Below are 15,830 nucleotides of genomic sequence, written 5' to 3'. Positions count from 1 at the left end.
CGTGGGGCGAATGCGGCTTCATGTGGGTTGTGCGATGTGGACGCACGGGCCGTGGCAGGGCCGGTTCCTGCCGCATCCGCTCCCGCCGGCGGAACGGCTGCGGGCCTACGCCACCTGGTGCAACGCCGTCGAGGGCAACACGACGTTCTACGCGACACCGGCCAGGAGCACCGTGGAGACGTGGGCGGCCCAGACGGCGCCCGGCTTCCGGTTCGTGGTGAAGCTGCCCAAGACGATCACGCACGAGCGCCGGCTCTCGGGGGCCGACGAGCCGCTGCGCGAGTTCCTGGACGCGATCGAGCCGCTGGGCCCGAGGACGCACGCCCTGTGGATCCAGCTGCCCGGATCCTTCGGTCCCGGTGACCTCGGGACGCTGGCGGCGTTCCTGCACCGGCTGCCGCAGTCCTACCGCTACGCGGTCGAGGTGCGGCACAAGGCGTTCTTCGAGGACGCGCGGGCCGTCCGGTCGCTGGAAGGCGTGCTGGGCCGGGCCGGCGCCGAGTGGGTGCCGTTCGACACGGTGACGCTCTTCGAGACCCCGCCGGCCACCGACGCCGAGCGCGACGCCTGGGTGAAGAAGCCGCGGGTGCCACGCCGGTCGGCCGCGCTCACGGACCGGCCGATCGTGCGCTACCTGGGCCGCGACGACGTCGACCGTACGGTGGAGGGGTGGGGCCACTGGGTGGGCGTGGTGACGGAGTGGCTGCGTGAGGGCCGCTCGCCGACGGTGTTCGTGCACACCCCCGACAACGCCGAGGCCCTGACGCTCGCCCGCCGCTTCCACGACGCCGTGCGCGCCCGGCTGCCGCAGGTGGAGCTGCTGCCCGAGCCTGTCCCGGCCGAGCCGCCGACGCTGTTCTGACGGCCGTGGACGTGTCACCGTACGGACGGAAGGGCAGGCCGGTCGCATGGAGTACGGCGAGCTGCTGGAGGCGGCGCGCGGCGGCGACGAGAGGGCGTTCGGCAGCCTCGTCGGCCCGTTTCAGGACGAGCTGCGCGCCCACTGCTACCGGATGCTCGGCTCGGTGCACGACGCGGAGGACGCCGTGCAGGAGACGCTCGACCGGGCATGGCGGAGCATCGGCCGGTTCGAGGACCGGGACGGCTCGCTCCGCCCGTGGCTCTACCGGATCGCGACGAACCGGGCGTTGACCCTGGCCGAGCGGAGAGGCCGCCGGGAGCTGCCCGCGGACCTGCGGCCCGGGGCGACCGAGGTGGCGTGGCTGGAGCCGTACCCGGACCGGCTGATGGGCCCGGAGGCGCGGGCCGTGGAGCTGGAGAGCGTGGAGCTGGCGTTCGTGGCCGCGCTGCAGCACCTGCCCCCGGTGCAGCGGGCCGCCCTGCTGCTGCGCGACGTGCTCGGCTACACCGCCGCCGAGACGGCGGGCCTGCTGGACACGACGGTCCCGGCCGCCAACAGCGCGCTGCAACGCGCCCGCAAGGCCGTGGCCGGCCTGCTGCCCGGTACGACGCAGCGGCGCGAGCTGGGCGCCGGCGGGCAGCGGGAGCTGGCCAGGCGGTACGCGGCGGCGTGGGAGGCGGGCGACGTCGAGGCGATCGTGGCGATGCTGACCGAGGACATCAGATACTCGATGCCGCCGCGGGTCGAGTGGTACGCGGGCCACGACGCCGTCCGCGGCTTCCTCATGGAGGCGGCGCGGCGGGAGCGCTGGCGGTTCGTGCCGGCGCGGGCCAACGGTCAGCTCGCGTTCGGCACGTACCGCTGGGACGGGACCGCGTACGTCCCCGGCGGGCTGGACGTGCTGGCCGTGCGGGACGGACGGGTGGCCGAGGTGGTGTCGTTCCTGGAGGCCGACCTGACGGCGTTCGGGTTGCCGGCCGAGCTGCGATGAGTTTCCCGATCCGGCCGGGTTGTACGGGTGAGGGAGACCATCCAAGGAAAGGCCGGAGCTCATGCGTACCGATGACCAGCGGATCAGGGAACTCGTCGAGCGGTGGGCGCGCGCCGCGCACGCCGGCGACCTGGACGGGGTGGTCGCCGACCACGCCGACGACATCGTCATGTTCGACGTGCCGCCGCCCTACGAAGGGGTGCGCGGCATCGAGGCCTACCGGCGCACCTGGCCGGAGTTCTTCACCTGGCAGGCGGCGGGGGCCACGTACGACATCGTCTCGCTGGAGGTGACCGCAGGCGAGGACGTCGCGTACGCGTACGCGCTGCTGCGCTGCGGGATGCCGGACGACGACCCGAAGGTCCTGCTCCGGCTCACGTTCGGGCTGCGCAGGGAGGGTGGGCGGTGGGTGGTGGCGCACGAGCACCACTCGTTCCCGGTGGGCGCCGGGGCTTGAATCGAATCAAGCATCAACCCTGAGCGTAAGCGAGGGCTTCCCCCTGGGCTTGTGCGGTAGAAGGAAGAACGTTTTAATCCTCCTCTGAAGCACCGACAGGAGGAGGAGCCTTGATCGGCTATGGCGGCGACTGGAATCCGGAGCAGTGGCCCGAGGAGATCTGGGCCCAGGACGTCGCCCTGATGCGCGAGGCCGGCGTCAACCAGGTCAGCGTCGGCATCTTCTCCTGGGCGCTGCTGGAGCCGGTCGAGGGCAGGTTCGAGTTCGGCTGGCTGGACCGGGTCCTGGGCCTGCTGGCGGACAACGGCATCGGCGCCCTTCTCGCCACGCCGACCGCCTCGCCGCCGCCCTGGTTCGGCCACGCCTACCCCGAGGCGCTCCCGGTGGACGCCGACGGCCGGCGGCTCCACCACGGCAGCCGCCAGGGCTTCTGCCCCAGCTCGCCGATCTACCGCGACAAGGCCCTGCGCGTGGTGGAGCGGCTCGGCGAGCGCTACCGCGGGCACCCGGCGCTCAGGTTGTGGCACGTGCACAACGAGTACGGCTGCCACAACGCCCGCTGCTACTGCGACGCCTCCGCCGACGCCTTCCGCGCCTGGCTGCGCGGCAGGCACGGGACGCTGGACGCGCTCAACGACGCCTGGGGCACCGCCTTCTGGTCGCAGCGCTACAGCGCCTGGGAGCAGATCCTGCCGCCGCGCGCCACCCCGTCGTTCACCAACCCGGGGCAGCAGCTCGACTTCCGCAGGTTCAGCTCGGACGCGCTGCTCGACCTCTACCGCGCCGAGCGCGACCTGCTCGCCGGGCTGTCGCCGGACGTGCCGGCCACCACGAACATGATGGCGGGCGCGCACTGGGACATGGACTACTGGTCCTTCGCCAAGGAGGTGGACATCGTCTCCACCGACCACTACCTGATCGGCCCCGACCCGCACATCGACCTGGCGTTCGCCGCCGACTACGCCCGCTCGCTCGGCGGCGGCCGGCCGTGGCTGCTGATGGAGCACTCCACCAGCGCGGTCAACTGGCAGCCGGTCAACCGCGCCAAGCGCCCCGGCGAGCTGCGCCGCAACTCGGTGCAGCACCTGGCCAGGGGCGCGGACGCGATCATGTTCTTCCAGTGGCGGGCGTCCAGGGCGGGGGCCGAGAAGTGGCACTCGGCGATGCTCCCGCACGCCGGCACCGGCACGAAGATCTGGCGCGAGGTGACCGCCCTCGGCACGCTCCTCGGCGCCGCCGCCGAGGTGGCAGGCAGTACGGTCGAGGCCGACGTCGCGATCCTGCTCGACCACGCGAGCGTCTGGGCGCAGGACCACCCGGCCCAGCCCACCACCGAGCTGAAGCCGGTCGAGGTGATCAAGAGCTGGTACGCCGAGCTCTGGAAGCAGGGCGTCACCTGCGACGTCGTCCACCCGGAAGCCGATCTGTCCGGCTACCGCCTGGTCCTGGCGCCCTCGCTCTACCTGGTCAGCGACCACGGCGCCGCCGGTCTCGAACGCTTCGTGGCCGCCGGCGGGACCGCCCTGGCCGGCCCGTACAGCGGCATCGTCGACGAGCACGACCGCGTCAGGCTCGGCGGCTATCCGGGCGCCTGGCGCGACCTGTTCGGGGTGACCGTGGAGGAGTTCTTCCCGCTGGAGCCGGGGGAGAGCGTCACGCTGTCGGGCGGCGGCACCGGGACCGTGTGGACCGAGACCGCGCACACCACCACCGCCAAGGTGCTCGACACGTACGCCACCGGCGAGCCCGCCTGGACCCGCAACGCCTGGGGCGACGGGACGGCCCACTACCTGACCACCCTGCTCGCGGGCGACGACCTGGCGGCCGTGCTCCGCACGGTCTGCGACGAGGCGGGCGTCACCGCCCCGGCGGCTCCCGGCGTCGAGCTGGTGCGGCGGGCCCACCCGGACGGCCCGGCCTACCTGTTCGCCATCAACCACACCGGCGCGGACACGACGGTCGACGCCACCGGCACCGACCTGGCCACCGGCGACCCGTTCACCGGCGAACTCCCCGCGGGCGAGGTGCGGATCATCCGGCTCACGCCCGCCGGATAGCCCGTGGGAGGATCACGCGCGAACCCCGGGTGGATCCGGGGCGTCCTACACACGTGGACGGACAACGGGAGGCTGTCGTGAAGTTCGTGAGCGTGCTGGGCGCCGTGGCGCTCGTGGTCACCGCCGTACCCCCGGCGCAGGCGGCGGAGCGGACGGGGCCGGTGAGCGGGGCCGCCGTCTACGCCCGCTACGACGACGGCTACCGGATCGCCCACCACCGCCCGGGCTCCGGCCTGAAGACGCTGGCGGAGCTGAAGGACAGCGTGCAGTTCGCGGCCTCGCCCGACGGGCGGAAGGTCGCCTACGTCGCGGGCGGCGCGTTGCGGGTGCGCGACGGCGGCAAGGTGACGACCGTGGCACGCCGGGTGCAGGACGGCACGCCGTGCCTGACCCCCGCCTGGTCGCCCGACTCCCGGCGGGTCGCGTACGTGACGGGCTCGAAGGTGCGGGTGACCGACGGGCGGACCTCCAAGGTGCTGGGGAAGACGCGGGGCGTGTGCCACCTGACGTGGTCGCCCGACGGCCGCTACCTCGCCGGATACGCCGGCACCACCGACGGCGTCTACCGCCTCGACGTGAAGACGGGGAAGTCGGTCAGGGTCAAGGGCGTGAAGCTGGCCAACCATGTGCAGAGCCTGTCGCCGGGCGGCCGCTACGTGGTGGTGCGGACGCTCGGCCCCGACGACCCGGGCGGTGACGGCGGCTGGCCGGTGTGGTTCACGCCGACGGTGGTCGACACCGTCACCGGACGCCGGGTGCCGATCCCGGTGAAGAGGGCGATCGGCGCCTTCTACCTGGCGGACGGCCGGCTGGTGGTGCGGGTGCGCGGGCAGGCCGCCAACACCTGGGCCGTGCTCGACCGGCGGGGCCGCGTCACCGAGCGGCTGACCGAGCCGTCCGCGGCCAGGGAACAGTCGCTGCTCCAGGTGCTCTGACCCCTGCCGGTGGATGATCTCTTCCAGTAGCATCGGCGGACGTGTCGGTCGTGCGCGGTCCCGTCCTCCTCTCGTACGTCGCCTTCGTCCTGGTCGGGGTGAGCGCCGGGGTCGCGGGGGTGCTGCTGCCCACGCAGATCGCCGACTACGGCGTCGACATGGCGACGATCGGCATCACGTTCTTCACCTTCTCCGCCGGTTACCTGCTGGCCGGGTCGACGTCCGGGGCGCTCGTGCAGCGGTACGGGACGCGGCTGGCGCTGCTCGCGGGCGCGGGCTCGTTCGTGCTGTCGGCGCTGGTGCTGGGGGTGCGGCCGTCGTTCCTGGTGTTCGTGGCGGTGCAGGTGGTGGCCGGTTACGGGACGGGGCTGCTGGAGGCGGTGCTCAACGCGTACCTAGCTGGGCTGCCGTCGGCGACCACGCTGCTCAACCGGCTGCACGCGTTCTTCGGCGTCGGCGCGCTGGTGGGGCCGCTGCTGGCGACGTGGATGCTGACGTTCGCGCCGTGGAACGCCGTGTGGCTGGTCCTGGCCGGGCTGTTCGCGCCGCTGACGGTGGCGTTCGGGCTCACGTACCCGAAGGAGGCGGCCGCGTCGCAGGAAGAGGGGGCGCGCAGCGGGCTGCTCGGCACGGCGCTGCGCTCGCCCGCGGTGGTGCTGGCCTGCGCCTTCCTCGCCGTGTACGTGGGGCTGGAGACGGCCGTGGGCAACTGGGGGTTCACGTTCCTGGTGGACGAGCACGCCCAGGCCGCCGAGGTGGCCGGGCCGATGGTGAGCGGCTACTGGCTGGGGCTGACCGCCGGGCGGTTCCTGATCAGCCCGGTCGCCGCCCGGCTCGGCTGGACCACGGCGGCCATGGCGTACGCGTGCCTGGCCGGGATCGCGGCGTCGGTGGCGCTGATCTGGGCGGCCCCGGTCGGTCTGGTGGCGGGCGCGGGGCTGGCGCTGCTCGGGTTCTTCCTCGGGCCGGTGTTCCCGACCGCGATGGCGGTGGTGCCGAACCTCACGGAGGCCAGGCTGGTGCCCACCGCCATCGGCGTCATGAACGGCGTGTCGGTCGTCGGCGGCGCGGCGTTCCCGTGGCTGGCCGGGGCGGTCGCCGAAGGCGTCGGCGTGTGGACGCTCATGCCGTTCTCGCTCACGCTGGCCCTGGTCCAGCTGGCGATCTGGCGCCTGCTCATGGCCCGGACGCGCTGACCGCTCACCTCGGCCGGCGGGCCTCCTCGGGCCCGTACTTCTCGTGGACCCGCCGCAGCATGTTCATCAGCTGCTCGTCCTCGCGGATCTTCGCCCGGTACTTCTCCGGCAGCCTGCGCAGCTCCTCCTCCTCGTCCTGGAGCCTGCGGTAGAAGTGCGCGCACTCCTCTGGGGAGCACTCCTCGTCCAGGAGCCTCGTGGCGTAGCGGCGGGTGGCCGAGGACATGTTCTGCGCCCGGCCCTTGGTGCTGGCCAGAGAGGCGAAGACGGTGATCGTCAGGAGGGTGACGATCACGATCAGGGACAGGCCGGTGGGGATCTCGACCACCGGGACGGGCTCGCCGTCGTTGATGAACGGCACGCTGTTCTCGTGCAGGGCGTGCAGGAAGAGCTTGACGCCGATGAACCCGAGGATCGCGGCGAGCCCGTACGAGAGGTAGATGAGCCGGTCGAGCAGGCCGTCGATGAGGAAGTAGAGCTGACGCAGGCCCAGCAGGGAGAACGCGGTGGCGGTGAAGACCAGGTAGACGTTCTGGGTGAGGCCGAAGATGGCCGGGATGGAGTCGAGCGCGAACAGCAGGTCGGTGCCGGCGATGGCCACCATGACGAGGAGCATCGGCGTGAGGACGCGCCTGCCGTTCTCGACGGTGGTCAGCTTGTCGCCGTCGTAGTGCTCGGAGGTCGGCAGGAAGCGCCTGGCCAGGCGGACCACGAAGTTGTCGCCCTTGTGGCTCTCCTCGCTCTCCGGCCTGACCAGGTGTCCGGCGGTGAAGAGCAGGATCAGGCCGAAGATGTAGAACACCCAGGCGAACGTGTTGATCAGCGTCGCGCCCAGGAAGATGAACCCGGTCCGCGCCACCAGCGCGAACGTGATGCCGAACAGCAGCACCTTCTGCTGGTCGGCCCTGGGCACCCGGAAACTCGCGATGATGATCAGGAACACGAACAGGTTGTCGACCGAGAGCGCCTTCTCCGTGATGTAACCGGCGAAGTACTCGGCCCCCATGTCGCCGCCGCCGAAGACCCACACGCCGAGCCCGAACACGACGGCGATGCCCACGTAGGCGGCCGACCAGGCCGCGGCCTCCCTGAGCGTGGGGATGTGCGCCTTGCGTACGTGGAAGACGTAGTCGAACAGCAGGAGGCCGGCGATCCCGAGGACCGTCAGCCACCATATGAGCGCCGGCACATCCACGTAGGCCCTCCAGATTCCGGACAGAGATCCTTCTGTTACCCCTCGCCGGAGAACTCACGCATCAGGCGATGCAGAGCTCGTTGCCCTCCGGATCGATGATCGTCACCCACCGGGTGGGGCCCTGCCGCCCCTCGTGGAGCACCTTCGCACCCTTGCCGACCAGCCGCTCCACCTCGGCGTCGATGCTGCCGGCCCCGGCGCGGACGTCGAGGTGGATCCGGTTCTTGACCGTCTTGCGCTCCGGCACGAGCTGGAACAGCACGCGCGGGGCGCGCTCCAGCCCGGCCGGGTGGCGGATCGCGGTGCCCTCCTTCCACACCAGCGCGCCCTTGTGGAACCCGGTGTCGGCCTCGGTGGCGTGGCCCTGCACGATCTGCCGGCGGATGAACGCCTCGTCCTGCCGCTCGACCTGCCAGCCCAGGGCGTCGGCCCACCAGTCGGCCAGATTGTGCGGGTCCTGTGAGTCGATGACCACCTGGATGTCGTGCGCCATGTGCCGATCCTAATAAGGTCTTTTCATCATGACTTCGGTACGCCGCTCCGGGATCGCACCATGAACGAACCATGGCAGGAAATCGGCGATCAGGTTTACGTCCGCCGCCACGAGTCCTATGACATGAACGTGGGCCTGGTGGTCGGCGACGGCCAGTGCCTGGTCCTCGACACGGGGATGTCCCACCGGGAGGCGGCCGACCTGGTCGCCGCAGTCCGCCGGGTCACCGGCAGCCCGTGGACGGTCGTCAACACGCACGCGCACTTCGACCACTACTTCGGCAACGCGATGTTCGGCCCGGCGGAGATCTGGGGGCACGTCCGCTGCGCCGAGGAGATCGAGCTGCGCGGGGCCCACCACCGGGCCGGCGTGGTGGCCGCGCTCGGCGGGGAACGGCGGGCGGAGCTGGAGGAGGTGCGGATCGTGCCTCCCGACCACGTCTTCACCACGGCCGCCACGCTCGACATCGGCGGCCGGATCGTCCACCTGCGCCATTTCGGGCTCGGCCACACCTCCGGCGACATCGCGGCGCACGTGCCCGACGCGGGCGTGGTCTTCGCGGGCGACCTGGTCGAGGAGGGCGCGCCGCCGGCGTTCGGCGACGCGTACCCGCTCGACTGGCCCGGCACCACGGCCAGGATGCTGCGCGACATGCGCGAGCAGGTGTACGTGCCGGGCCACGGCGCGGTCGTCGGCCGCGACTTCGTGATCGGGCAGCACGAGGAGCTGTCGGTGGTGGCCGAGCTGGCCCGTCGCGCCCACGTGGAAGGGCTGCGCGACCTCATCGGGAAGTTCCCCTATGACGAGGACGTCACCCGTACCGCCATCGGCAGGGCCTTCGCGCAGCTCGACGGAGAGCTTCCCTGAAGACGGGCATTTCGCTATAGTGCATATTGCACTATTGAGGGAGGCATGATGGCGCGACGCCACGACCTGGTGGGGCTCACCGTCCTCGCCATGCTCTCGGTACGCGCCAGCCACCCTTACGAGCTGCACCGTTTCATCGTCGACACGCACAAGGACTACGTGACCGGCCTGCCGAGGAGCCTCTACCACGCGGTGGACCGGCTGGCCAAGGACGAGCTGATCACCCCGGCGGAGACCGGTCGCGAGGGCCGCAGGCCGGAGCGCACGGTCTACGAGATCACCGACGAGGGCAGGCAGGAGCTGACCGTCCGGATGCGCAGGCTGCTGGAGCAGCCGGAGCCCGACCGGCGCACGTTCGTCGCCGCCGTCTCGATGATCGGGGTGCTGGCTCCGGAGGCCGCGCTCAAGGCGCTGCGCACCCGCACGGCCGCGCTCCAGGGCTCGATCGGGGGCATCGACGCGCACCTGGCCACCCTGGCCGAGAACGGGCTGCCGGAGATGCTCATGCTGGAGCTGGAGTGTGACCGCGCCCTCTACGGCGCCGAGCTCGACTGGGTGCGCACGGTCATCGGCCGCATCGAGCGCGGCGAGCTCGACTGGTCGGGCACGGTCAAACAGTCGCTGATGGAGCAGCTGCTCGACGAATGAAGCGGCCGCCGGAGTGCGCCAACACCCCGGCGGCCCATCCGAACACGGCGCCTGCCCTGTCCAGACTCGCAGTCCCAGGATAGGCGCCGCCGACCACGGGAGTGTGCCATGTCCGCTGAGATCCGCCGGTTGCTCGACCGCGTCTACGAGATCTGGAACGCCGGTGACGCCGCCGCCTACGCGGCGCTGTTCACCGAGGACGCCGACTACATCACCTACTTCGGCGCCAACCTGAAGGGCCGGCAGGCCATCGAGGACGCCCACCGGCAGCTGTTCACGATGCCCATCAAGCTGGAGAGCCGGGGCGAGCCCGCGATCAGGGAGCTCGGCGACGGGGTCGCGCTGGTCATCGCCACCGGCGGGTCCACCGTCGACGGCGAGCCCGCGCCCGAGCGCGACTCCGTCCTCACCTATACGGCGGTCCGGACGCCGGAGGGCTGGCGGTTCGCCTCCTTCCAGAACACCCGGGTGAGCCGGCCGTGAAGAAGCTCGTCACGGAGGTTTCGGGCGTCGTCGAGGCGCCCGCCGCCCAGGTGCGCGCCGCCCTGGCACGGGCTCTCCTGCCCGGCGGCAGGGACGTCCACGGGCGGTTCACCGTCCAGGACGCGCCGGGCCACACGTCCACGGTCGAGGTCACCGGCTCGGTGATCGCGTTCCAGGGCGGCTGGTGGTACCGCGGCGAGTGGTCGCTCGCGCCGCACCCTTCGGGGACGCTGCTGGTGCACCGCGTCTACAACGTCGCCCGGCGGGCGCGCTGGGGCGTGGGGCTCGCCAACCGGTTCTTCGCCGGCTTCGCCGAGGAGACCCGCCGCTCCTTCACCGACACCCTCACCCGCCTCGGCGCCGACCTGGGGACCCGCACCCGGGTGACCTGATCAGGTGGCGGCGCAGGTGTCGTGGGTGGCGTCGAAGCCCTTGAGCGCCTCGCTGTCGGCCGGGTCCAGGGGCTTGAGGCCGCGCCAGTCGTCGCCCACCACCAGCACCAGCCGGGCCGTGCGGGCTCCCGGCACCGCCCGCGGCGTGGCCGTGCGCACGTCGCGGGCGAGTGTCGGCACGCGCGCCTCGCCGTTCGTCCCGTACAGGATCACGGACTTGCGGTACGGCTTGCGCGCGGTGTCGCCGACCTGGGTGACGTGGTAGCCGCGCTGCTCCAGCGCCGCCGCGACCTCGGTGGCGATGCCGCGGCGGTAGGTGCCGTTGCGCAGCTCCACCGCCACCTCCGACCGGGGCACCCGGGTCTGGCCGCCGCGCACGCCGTCGAGGCTGCCGTCCCTGGCCACGATGCGGAAGAGCCGGTCGGCCTGCGGGCGCTCCCACTCGACGCGGCCCGGCTGGGTCGTCGAGTAGTGCCAGGGCGTGGTGATGAAGCGGATCCGGCCGGCGTTCAGGCCCTGGAGGCTCTCGGCCAGGTCCTTCATGACGCCGAGGGTGAAGTCGGGGTCGGTGGTGACGGCCCGCGTGCCGGCGTCGAGGAAGCCGATCAGCCGGGCCGGGTCGGTGAGCGTGTCGCCGCTCATCACCTTCTTCACCATCGAGGCGATGAACCGCTGCTGCCGCTGGATCCGCCCGATGTCGGAGCCGTCGCCGAAGGAGTAGCGGGCGCGGACGTAGCCGAGCGCCCGCTCGCCGTTGAGCGTGTGGCGGCCGGCGGGCAGGTGGAGCATGGCCTTGTCGTCGTCGACCCGGCGCGACAGGCACACCTCGACGCCGCCGATGGCGTCGACCATGCTCTTGAACCCGGAGAAGTCGACCTTGACGAAGTGGTCGATGTGGATGCCGGTGAGCGACTCCACGGTCTTCCAGATGCAGGCGATGCCGCCATTGTTGAACGATTCGTTGATCATGCCGACGTGCGGCTGCTGGCCGGAGTGGCCCTCACGTGGGCGGCAGGCGGGCAGGCGGACCACCGAGTCACGCGGGAAGCTGACCACGACCGCGTCGTCGCGCCGGGACGACAGGTGGGCCAGCATGATCGTGTCGGTGCGCTCGCCTTCGATGCGGTGGCCGTAGCGGGCGTTCTTGCCGTCGCGCTGGTCGGAGCCGACGATCAGCACGTTCACGGAGGTCATGGCGACCTTGGGCGGGCGGGTGGCGCCCAGCTCGCCGGTCACGTCGATGTGGCGGACGTTGCCGGTGAGCTTGAGCACGACGCCCACTCCGGCGGCCGTCACCAGCAGCACGGTCGCACCGGCGCCGACCGCCAGCCGCCGCAGCCAGCGGCGGCGCGGCGGCGAGCTGGAGGTCGGGGGTGCGTCGATGAGCCCGCTGGTCACGAGACTCCCCAGGGAGACGGGGCCGCGGGTGGCAGCCCTAGGCGCGTGGTGGTTCCGGCCGAACGATAGTACTGAAACGGACCGGGTGTGGTGTCCGTATCGGTCGACTGCCGATATACGGAGCGTCACCGCTCAGCCGTCGGGCATGCAGGCGGGCGGGCGGCCCGAGGTCGGCCACACGTACTCCAGGTCGTCCGGCTCGTCGCCGAAGATCGGCCGGTAGAACGCCGGGTCCTTGCGCAGCAGCGCCGAGCGGTGGCTGAGGTGCAGGGCGGGGTCGCCCAGCCACGGCGGCAGCTCGCCCGACCCGGCCAGCTCCGCCTGGCTGCGCGCGGCCGGGGTGCCGCAGTGCTCGGCCAGCTCCCGCGTCAGGGTGCCCGCGCAGGTGTCGGCCCGGCCCAGCGCGCACCAGTGGCGGCACACCTCCAGCCCGTAGCGCACCAGCGCCTCCTCGAACCCGGCCCACATCTTCACCACCGGGTGGTGCCGCCAGCCGTAGCCGGGCACCGTCAGCGCCCGCAGCACCTGCAGGCACTCCACCCGTTGCTTGCCCAGCCTGAGCGGGTCCAGGACGTCCGCGGTGCGGGCGAAGTCCGGGTAGGGCAGGAAGGTCTGCATAGCGGTCTCCCTGCCCTGGCCAGGGTGTTCACACGTGCGCGGCGAGCCACGGGCGGAGCACCGGCAGCACCGCGGCCGGCTGCATGGCCCGCGCGTGGTCGAGCCCGTCGAGCACCACCACGTCCCAGCCGAGCGCCTCCAGCTCGGCCCGGCGGCGGACGACCGGCCCGGCGATGTCGACGCGCGTGCCGCCCCACCGCTCGTCGTACTCGATCACGTCGGCCGATCCGGCGAAGCACAGCCTCGGGCAGGTGACCGCCCGCTGCGCGGCCAGGTCGTCGAAGTCCTGGAGCGCCTCGTACAGGGTGACGAACTGCCTCGCCTGGCCGTCCGACATGTCGACCTCCACGGTCGACCAGTCGCCGGGGGTGGCTTCCTCGCCGGTCGCCGACCCCACCATCGCGAGGGTCGCCCTGGTCACGTCGAGCATCTCCGCGTACGGGCCCTCGACGGGCGGGTAGCCGCCCATGACGAGCCCGTCGAGCCGGTCGGTGCGGATCGCGAGCTGCAGCCCGCTGAGGGCGAGCCAGGAGTAGCCGTAGTAGGCGAACCGGCCGGCTCCCACGGCGTCGGCCACGGCCAGCAGGTCGGCGGCCACGTTGTCCGGGGTGAGCGTCGCGGCCTTCGGGTGGGCGAGCACGTGGCCCTCGTAGTCGAACGCGGCCACCCGGACCTGGTCGCCGAGCCCTTCCATGAGCGAGCGCCCCAGCGCGGGGTCGGCGCCCCAGGCACGCATCGCCTCGGCCTGCGCTCCTTCGGCGGGCCTGGGGTTGACGGGCAGCAGCAGCGTGGGACCGGCGCCGTGCACCACGATCTCGATCGTGCTGCCGTCGTGCAGCCTGGCTTCGGGCATGACATCTCCATACGCCGTAAAGGATTCTCGACGAGAGAATACCTTAGGGCGTAAGGAGATCGTCCATGGCGCGGCGGTGGTTCGCCGTGGCGGGGGCGGGCCGGTACAGGATCGCCCGGGCCGCGACCAGGACGCACACGGTCCCCAGCAGGAGTCCCCACACGGTGTCGCTGACGAAGTGCATCCCCCGGTACAGGCGCGAGAACGCGACCGCGAGCGCCGCCCCCACGGAGACCACCCACACGGCCACCCGCAGCACGGGATGGCGCGTCCGCGTGGACAGCACCAGCGCCAGCCCGCAGTAGAACGCCACCGCGGCGCTGGTGTGCCCCGACGGAAAGCTGGACGTGGGCGGGGCCGGGTCGAGGTGGGGCACGTCCGGCCTGGTCCGGTCGATGACCGCGGTCGTCGCCAGGAAGATCAGCGACTGGCTCCACACGGCCGCGACCAGGAAGGCGGACTCGCGCCAGCGCCCGAAGGCCCACCGGAAGGCGAGGGCCGAGATCGCGGTGAGCGCCACGATGTACGGGGTGTCGGACAGGCTGCTGCCGAAGTCGGTGGCCGCGTTCCACGGGCCGGTCCGCCCGGCGGCCAGCATGTCGCTGACGGCGGCCTCACCGGTGGGCACGGAGAGGATCAGCTCCCCCGCCGCGAAGGTCACCCCGGCCATCAGCGCCAGCGGCAGGACCAGGGATAAAGCGTAGTATCGAAGATCAGTAACGGTCATGTCCCGTCCTCACCGCCTCGGGTTCCACTCCCTCCAGATGCGGCGACGCCCGCTTGCGCCCCTGCTGTCGCCGCCAGGTCTCGAACGCGGCCACCGTCGCCGCCAGCACGGCCACGCCGAGCACGACCCCGCCCAGCACGTCGCTCACCCAGTGCACGCCCAGCGCCACCCTCGTGTACGAGACGGTCACGATCATGAAGACGGCCCCCGCCCACGCGGCGACCCGTCCCCACGCGGGCAGGTGGGGCAGGGCGAGCAGCAGCAGGATCCCGGCCCCGAGCGTCGCGTGCAGCGCGTGGCCCGACGGGAACGCCATGCCCGGGGCGAGCGCCACCGGGTCGGGCAGGCTGGGCCTCGCCCGATCCACGATGATCTTCAGGAGCCAGCCGATCAGGCCGCCCACCACGATCGTGGTCGCCGCCCACAGGGCCGCGCCCTCGCGCCGCCGCCGCCACAGCCAGACCGCCAGCACGAGCACGACGGCCCGCCACGACCACGGCCCGAACACGTCCGTCCACACGATGAGCAGGTCCGTCGCCAGAGGGTTGGCCCGCGCGTACGCGTGCAGGTCGTGCGCCACCCGCGCGTCCAGCGGGTTGAGCGGCAGCTTGGCCAGCACGAGCAGCAGCATGAAGGGGATCGTGAGGGTCACCACCGTGACCGACGCGATCGTCAACCTGATGGGCAGCCCGTGCTCACCCCTGAGTCGCGTCGCCATCCACCGCCGCATGAGGCTCGCGGCTACCCCCAGCCGCGCGCCTCATGCGCCGCCCGGCCGCCGACGACCTTTCCGCCTGCCATCGTGAGCGTGTCGTGGGCCCGCGCGGCGGCGTCGCGCGTCGCCATCACCACCGTCTGTCCCAGGTCCTCGGCCAGCTCCGCGAGCAGATCGAGGACCCGGGCGGCGGGGCCGGGCCCGAGCCCTCCAACGGGCTCGTCCGCGAACAGGACCGCGGGCCGGGCCGCGAGCGCCCGGACGACGGCGGCCCGCTGCCGCTGCTCCCCGGACAGCTCGGCGGGCCGGAGATGGAGCCGGTCGGCCAGCCCCGCCCGGCCGACCAGCTCCCGCAGCCACGCCCGGTCCGGGCGGAGCCGCGCCAGGCGGAGCGGCAGGGCGAGGTTCTGCTCGACGGTGAGCGACGGCAGCAGGTTGCAGGAAGGGAAGACGTGACCGGCGTTCGCGCGCCGCCACTCGTCACGCTCGGTCTCGCCGAGCGCGGTGACGTCCACGCCGTCGACGGTGACCGTGCCGGAGGTGGGCAGGTCGAGGGCGGACGCGCAGTGCAGCAGTGCGCTCTTGCCCGACCCCGGCGGCCCCACCACGGCGAGGAACCGCCCGGCGGTGACGGTGAGCGACACGTCGTCGAGCGCGACCGTCCCGCCGTGGAACTTGCTGACGTGCTCCAGAGTCACGGCTCCGGTCACGCGCCGCGCCTGTTGCGGTGGTCGACGACGAGGCCGGCGATGCACGCCAGGGCGAGCACGCCGGTGGCGGCGCCGACGAGCATGCCCCACCCGCCGACGGCGTTGGCGACGACGTTGGCCGCGGCGCTGACGACCAGGCCGGTCCACAGGGCCATACGCGGCATGACGGACTTCTGGGCGGCGGAGGAACTGTATGAATCAGTCATGGCGGCAACGTTAGGAACGGCGCAGCC

General features: G+C 72.3%; 19 protein-coding genes. 10 read left to right on the top strand and 9 right to left on the bottom strand.

Translation table 11 applies throughout. From position 1 onward, the window contains the following. Positions 1-34: 34 nt before the first annotated feature. From ACIBF7_RS04480 to ACIBF7_RS04455, 6 genes are all read left to right on the top strand, one after another. Positions 35-862, top strand: a complete 828-nt coding sequence (locus tag ACIBF7_RS04480; RefSeq protein ID WP_397196424.1) for a DUF72 domain-containing protein — start codon at positions 35-37, stop codon at positions 860-862. A gap of 46 nt (positions 863-908) precedes the next feature. After that, positions 909-1,853, top strand: a complete 945-nt coding sequence (locus ACIBF7_RS04475) for an RNA polymerase subunit sigma-70 (protein ID WP_397196423.1) — start codon at positions 909-911, stop codon at positions 1,851-1,853. Between the two features lie 61 nt (positions 1,854-1,914). After that, positions 1,915-2,310, top strand: coding sequence for a nuclear transport factor 2 family protein (locus tag ACIBF7_RS04470; RefSeq protein ID WP_219551780.1), 396 nt, complete (start codon positions 1,915-1,917; stop codon positions 2,308-2,310). Between the two features lie 110 nt (positions 2,311-2,420). Further along, entirely contained in the window at positions 2,421-4,367 is a 1,947-nt protein-coding gene (locus ACIBF7_RS04465; protein ID WP_271278705.1) for a beta-galactosidase, read from the top strand. Positions 4,368-4,444: 77 nt separating this feature from the next. After that, positions 4,445-5,302: a TolB family protein gene (locus ACIBF7_RS04460; RefSeq protein ID WP_397196422.1), complete on the top strand. Its 858-nt coding sequence runs from the start codon at positions 4,445-4,447 to the stop codon at positions 5,300-5,302. A 41-nt stretch (positions 5,303-5,343) separates the two neighbouring features. Next, the gene (locus ACIBF7_RS04455) at positions 5,344-6,498 is read left to right on the top strand and encodes an MFS transporter (protein WP_397196421.1); all 1,155 of its coding nucleotides are present in this window, start codon (positions 5,344-5,346) and stop codon (positions 6,496-6,498) included. Positions 6,499-6,502: 4 nt separating this feature from the next. On the opposite strand, the gene ACIBF7_RS04450 is transcribed toward ACIBF7_RS04455, so the two are convergent. Then, on the bottom strand, positions 6,503-7,693 hold the full coding sequence (locus ACIBF7_RS04450) for a TerC family protein (RefSeq protein ID WP_397196420.1): 1,191 nt from the start codon (positions 7,691-7,693) through the stop codon (positions 6,503-6,505). Between the two features lie 61 nt (positions 7,694-7,754). Further along, complete coding sequence (locus ACIBF7_RS04445; RefSeq protein ID WP_397196419.1) at positions 7,755-8,186, bottom strand: VOC family protein; 432 nt, start codon at positions 8,184-8,186, stop codon at positions 7,755-7,757. A gap of 60 nt (positions 8,187-8,246) precedes the next feature. Between ACIBF7_RS04445 and ACIBF7_RS04440 the strand changes: the two genes are divergently transcribed. The 4 genes from ACIBF7_RS04440 to ACIBF7_RS04425 all read left to right on the top strand — a co-directional run bounded on the left by ACIBF7_RS04440 (position 8,247) and on the right by ACIBF7_RS04425 (position 10,576). Continuing rightward, positions 8,247-9,053, top strand: a complete 807-nt coding sequence (locus tag ACIBF7_RS04440; protein ID WP_397196418.1) for an MBL fold metallo-hydrolase — start codon at positions 8,247-8,249, stop codon at positions 9,051-9,053. A 45-nt stretch (positions 9,054-9,098) separates the two neighbouring features. Further along, positions 9,099-9,701, top strand: coding sequence for a PadR family transcriptional regulator (locus tag ACIBF7_RS04435; RefSeq protein WP_246641318.1), 603 nt, complete (start codon positions 9,099-9,101; stop codon positions 9,699-9,701). Positions 9,702-9,809: 108 nt separating this feature from the next. After that, entirely contained in the window at positions 9,810-10,184 is a 375-nt protein-coding gene (locus ACIBF7_RS04430; protein ID WP_397196417.1) for an SgcJ/EcaC family oxidoreductase, read from the top strand. Further along, positions 10,181-10,576: a hypothetical protein gene (locus tag ACIBF7_RS04425; RefSeq protein ID WP_148035832.1), complete on the top strand. Its 396-nt coding sequence runs from the start codon at positions 10,181-10,183 to the stop codon at positions 10,574-10,576. The genes ACIBF7_RS04430 and ACIBF7_RS04425 overlap by 4 nt, the downstream gene beginning before the upstream one ends. Here ACIBF7_RS04425 and ACIBF7_RS04420 read toward each other — a convergent pair whose 3' ends face one another. The 7 genes from ACIBF7_RS04420 to ACIBF7_RS04390 form a co-directional block, all read right to left on the bottom strand. Then, positions 10,577-11,974: an LCP family protein gene (locus ACIBF7_RS04420; protein WP_148035831.1), complete on the bottom strand. Its 1,398-nt coding sequence runs from the start codon at positions 11,972-11,974 to the stop codon at positions 10,577-10,579. It abuts the gene before it with no gap. Between the two features lie 132 nt (positions 11,975-12,106). Beyond that, the gene (locus tag ACIBF7_RS04415) at positions 12,107-12,592 is read right to left on the bottom strand and encodes an MSMEG_6728 family protein (RefSeq protein ID WP_397196416.1); all 486 of its coding nucleotides are present in this window, start codon (positions 12,590-12,592) and stop codon (positions 12,107-12,109) included. A gap of 28 nt (positions 12,593-12,620) precedes the next feature. After that, a complete protein-coding gene (locus ACIBF7_RS04410; protein ID WP_397196415.1) occupies positions 12,621-13,445 on the bottom strand; it encodes an alpha/beta fold hydrolase in 825 nt (274 codons plus the stop codon). A 43-nt stretch (positions 13,446-13,488) separates the two neighbouring features. Next, positions 13,489-14,172 carry a phosphatase PAP2 family protein gene (locus ACIBF7_RS04405; RefSeq protein WP_397196414.1) on the bottom strand — a complete coding sequence of 228 codons (684 nt, stop codon included), beginning with the start codon at positions 14,170-14,172 and terminating at the stop codon, positions 13,489-13,491. Continuing rightward, positions 14,159-14,890: a phosphatase PAP2 family protein gene (locus tag ACIBF7_RS04400; protein WP_397196413.1), complete on the bottom strand. Its 732-nt coding sequence runs from the start codon at positions 14,888-14,890 to the stop codon at positions 14,159-14,161. The genes ACIBF7_RS04405 and ACIBF7_RS04400 overlap by 14 nt, the downstream gene beginning before the upstream one ends. A 23-nt stretch (positions 14,891-14,913) precedes the next feature. After that, positions 14,914-15,597 carry an ABC transporter ATP-binding protein gene (locus tag ACIBF7_RS04395; protein ID WP_397196412.1) on the bottom strand — a complete coding sequence of 228 codons (684 nt, stop codon included), beginning with the start codon at positions 15,595-15,597 and terminating at the stop codon, positions 14,914-14,916. Beyond that, a complete protein-coding gene (locus tag ACIBF7_RS04390) occupies positions 15,594-15,803 on the bottom strand; it encodes a hypothetical protein (protein WP_397196411.1) in 210 nt (69 codons plus the stop codon). The genes ACIBF7_RS04395 and ACIBF7_RS04390 overlap by 4 nt, the downstream gene beginning before the upstream one ends. Between the last annotated feature and the right edge of the window lie 27 nt (positions 15,804-15,830).

It is taken from the genome of Nonomuraea sp. NPDC050478 (genome assembly GCF_044458265.1).
GTDB classification, from domain to species: Bacteria; Actinomycetota; Actinomycetes; order Streptosporangiales; family Streptosporangiaceae; genus Nonomuraea; species Nonomuraea ferruginea.
The sequence above is the reverse complement of the archived record's forward strand: the minus strand, read 5'-3'. Positions and strand labels throughout refer to the sequence as shown.

What these genes read in the sequence shown, in the direction of transcription:
- ACIBF7_RS04440 (WP_397196418.1), top strand. Translation starts at nt 8,247, where the DNA reads ATGAACGAACCATGGCAGGAAATCGGCGATCAGGTTTACGTCCGCCGC.
- ACIBF7_RS04400 (WP_397196413.1), bottom strand. Translation starts at nt 14,890, where the DNA reads ATGGCGACGCGACTCAGGGGTGAGCACGGGCTGCCCATCAGGTTGACG.
- ACIBF7_RS04390 (WP_397196411.1), bottom strand. Translation starts at nt 15,803, where the DNA reads ATGACTGATTCATACAGTTCCTCCGCCGCCCAGAAGTCCGTCATGCCG.
- ACIBF7_RS04410 (WP_397196415.1), bottom strand. Translation starts at nt 13,445, where the DNA reads ATGCCCGAAGCCAGGCTGCACGACGGCAGCACGATCGAGATCGTGGTG.
- ACIBF7_RS04435 (WP_246641318.1), top strand. Translation starts at nt 9,099, where the DNA reads ATGATGGCGCGACGCCACGACCTGGTGGGGCTCACCGTCCTCGCCATG.
- ACIBF7_RS04445 (WP_397196419.1), bottom strand. Translation starts at nt 8,186, where the DNA reads ATGGCGCACGACATCCAGGTGGTCATCGACTCACAGGACCCGCACAAT.
- ACIBF7_RS04405 (WP_397196414.1), bottom strand. Translation starts at nt 14,172, where the DNA reads ATGACCGTTACTGATCTTCGATACTACGCTTTATCCCTGGTCCTGCCG.
- ACIBF7_RS04470 (WP_219551780.1), top strand. Translation starts at nt 1,915, where the DNA reads ATGCGTACCGATGACCAGCGGATCAGGGAACTCGTCGAGCGGTGGGCG.
- ACIBF7_RS04415 (WP_397196416.1), bottom strand. Translation starts at nt 12,592, where the DNA reads ATGCAGACCTTCCTGCCCTACCCGGACTTCGCCCGCACCGCGGACGTC.
- ACIBF7_RS04480 (WP_397196424.1), top strand. Translation starts at nt 35, where the DNA reads ATGTGGACGCACGGGCCGTGGCAGGGCCGGTTCCTGCCGCATCCGCTC.
- ACIBF7_RS04430 (WP_397196417.1), top strand. Translation starts at nt 9,810, where the DNA reads ATGTCCGCTGAGATCCGCCGGTTGCTCGACCGCGTCTACGAGATCTGG.
- ACIBF7_RS04475 (WP_397196423.1), top strand. Translation starts at nt 909, where the DNA reads ATGGAGTACGGCGAGCTGCTGGAGGCGGCGCGCGGCGGCGACGAGAGG.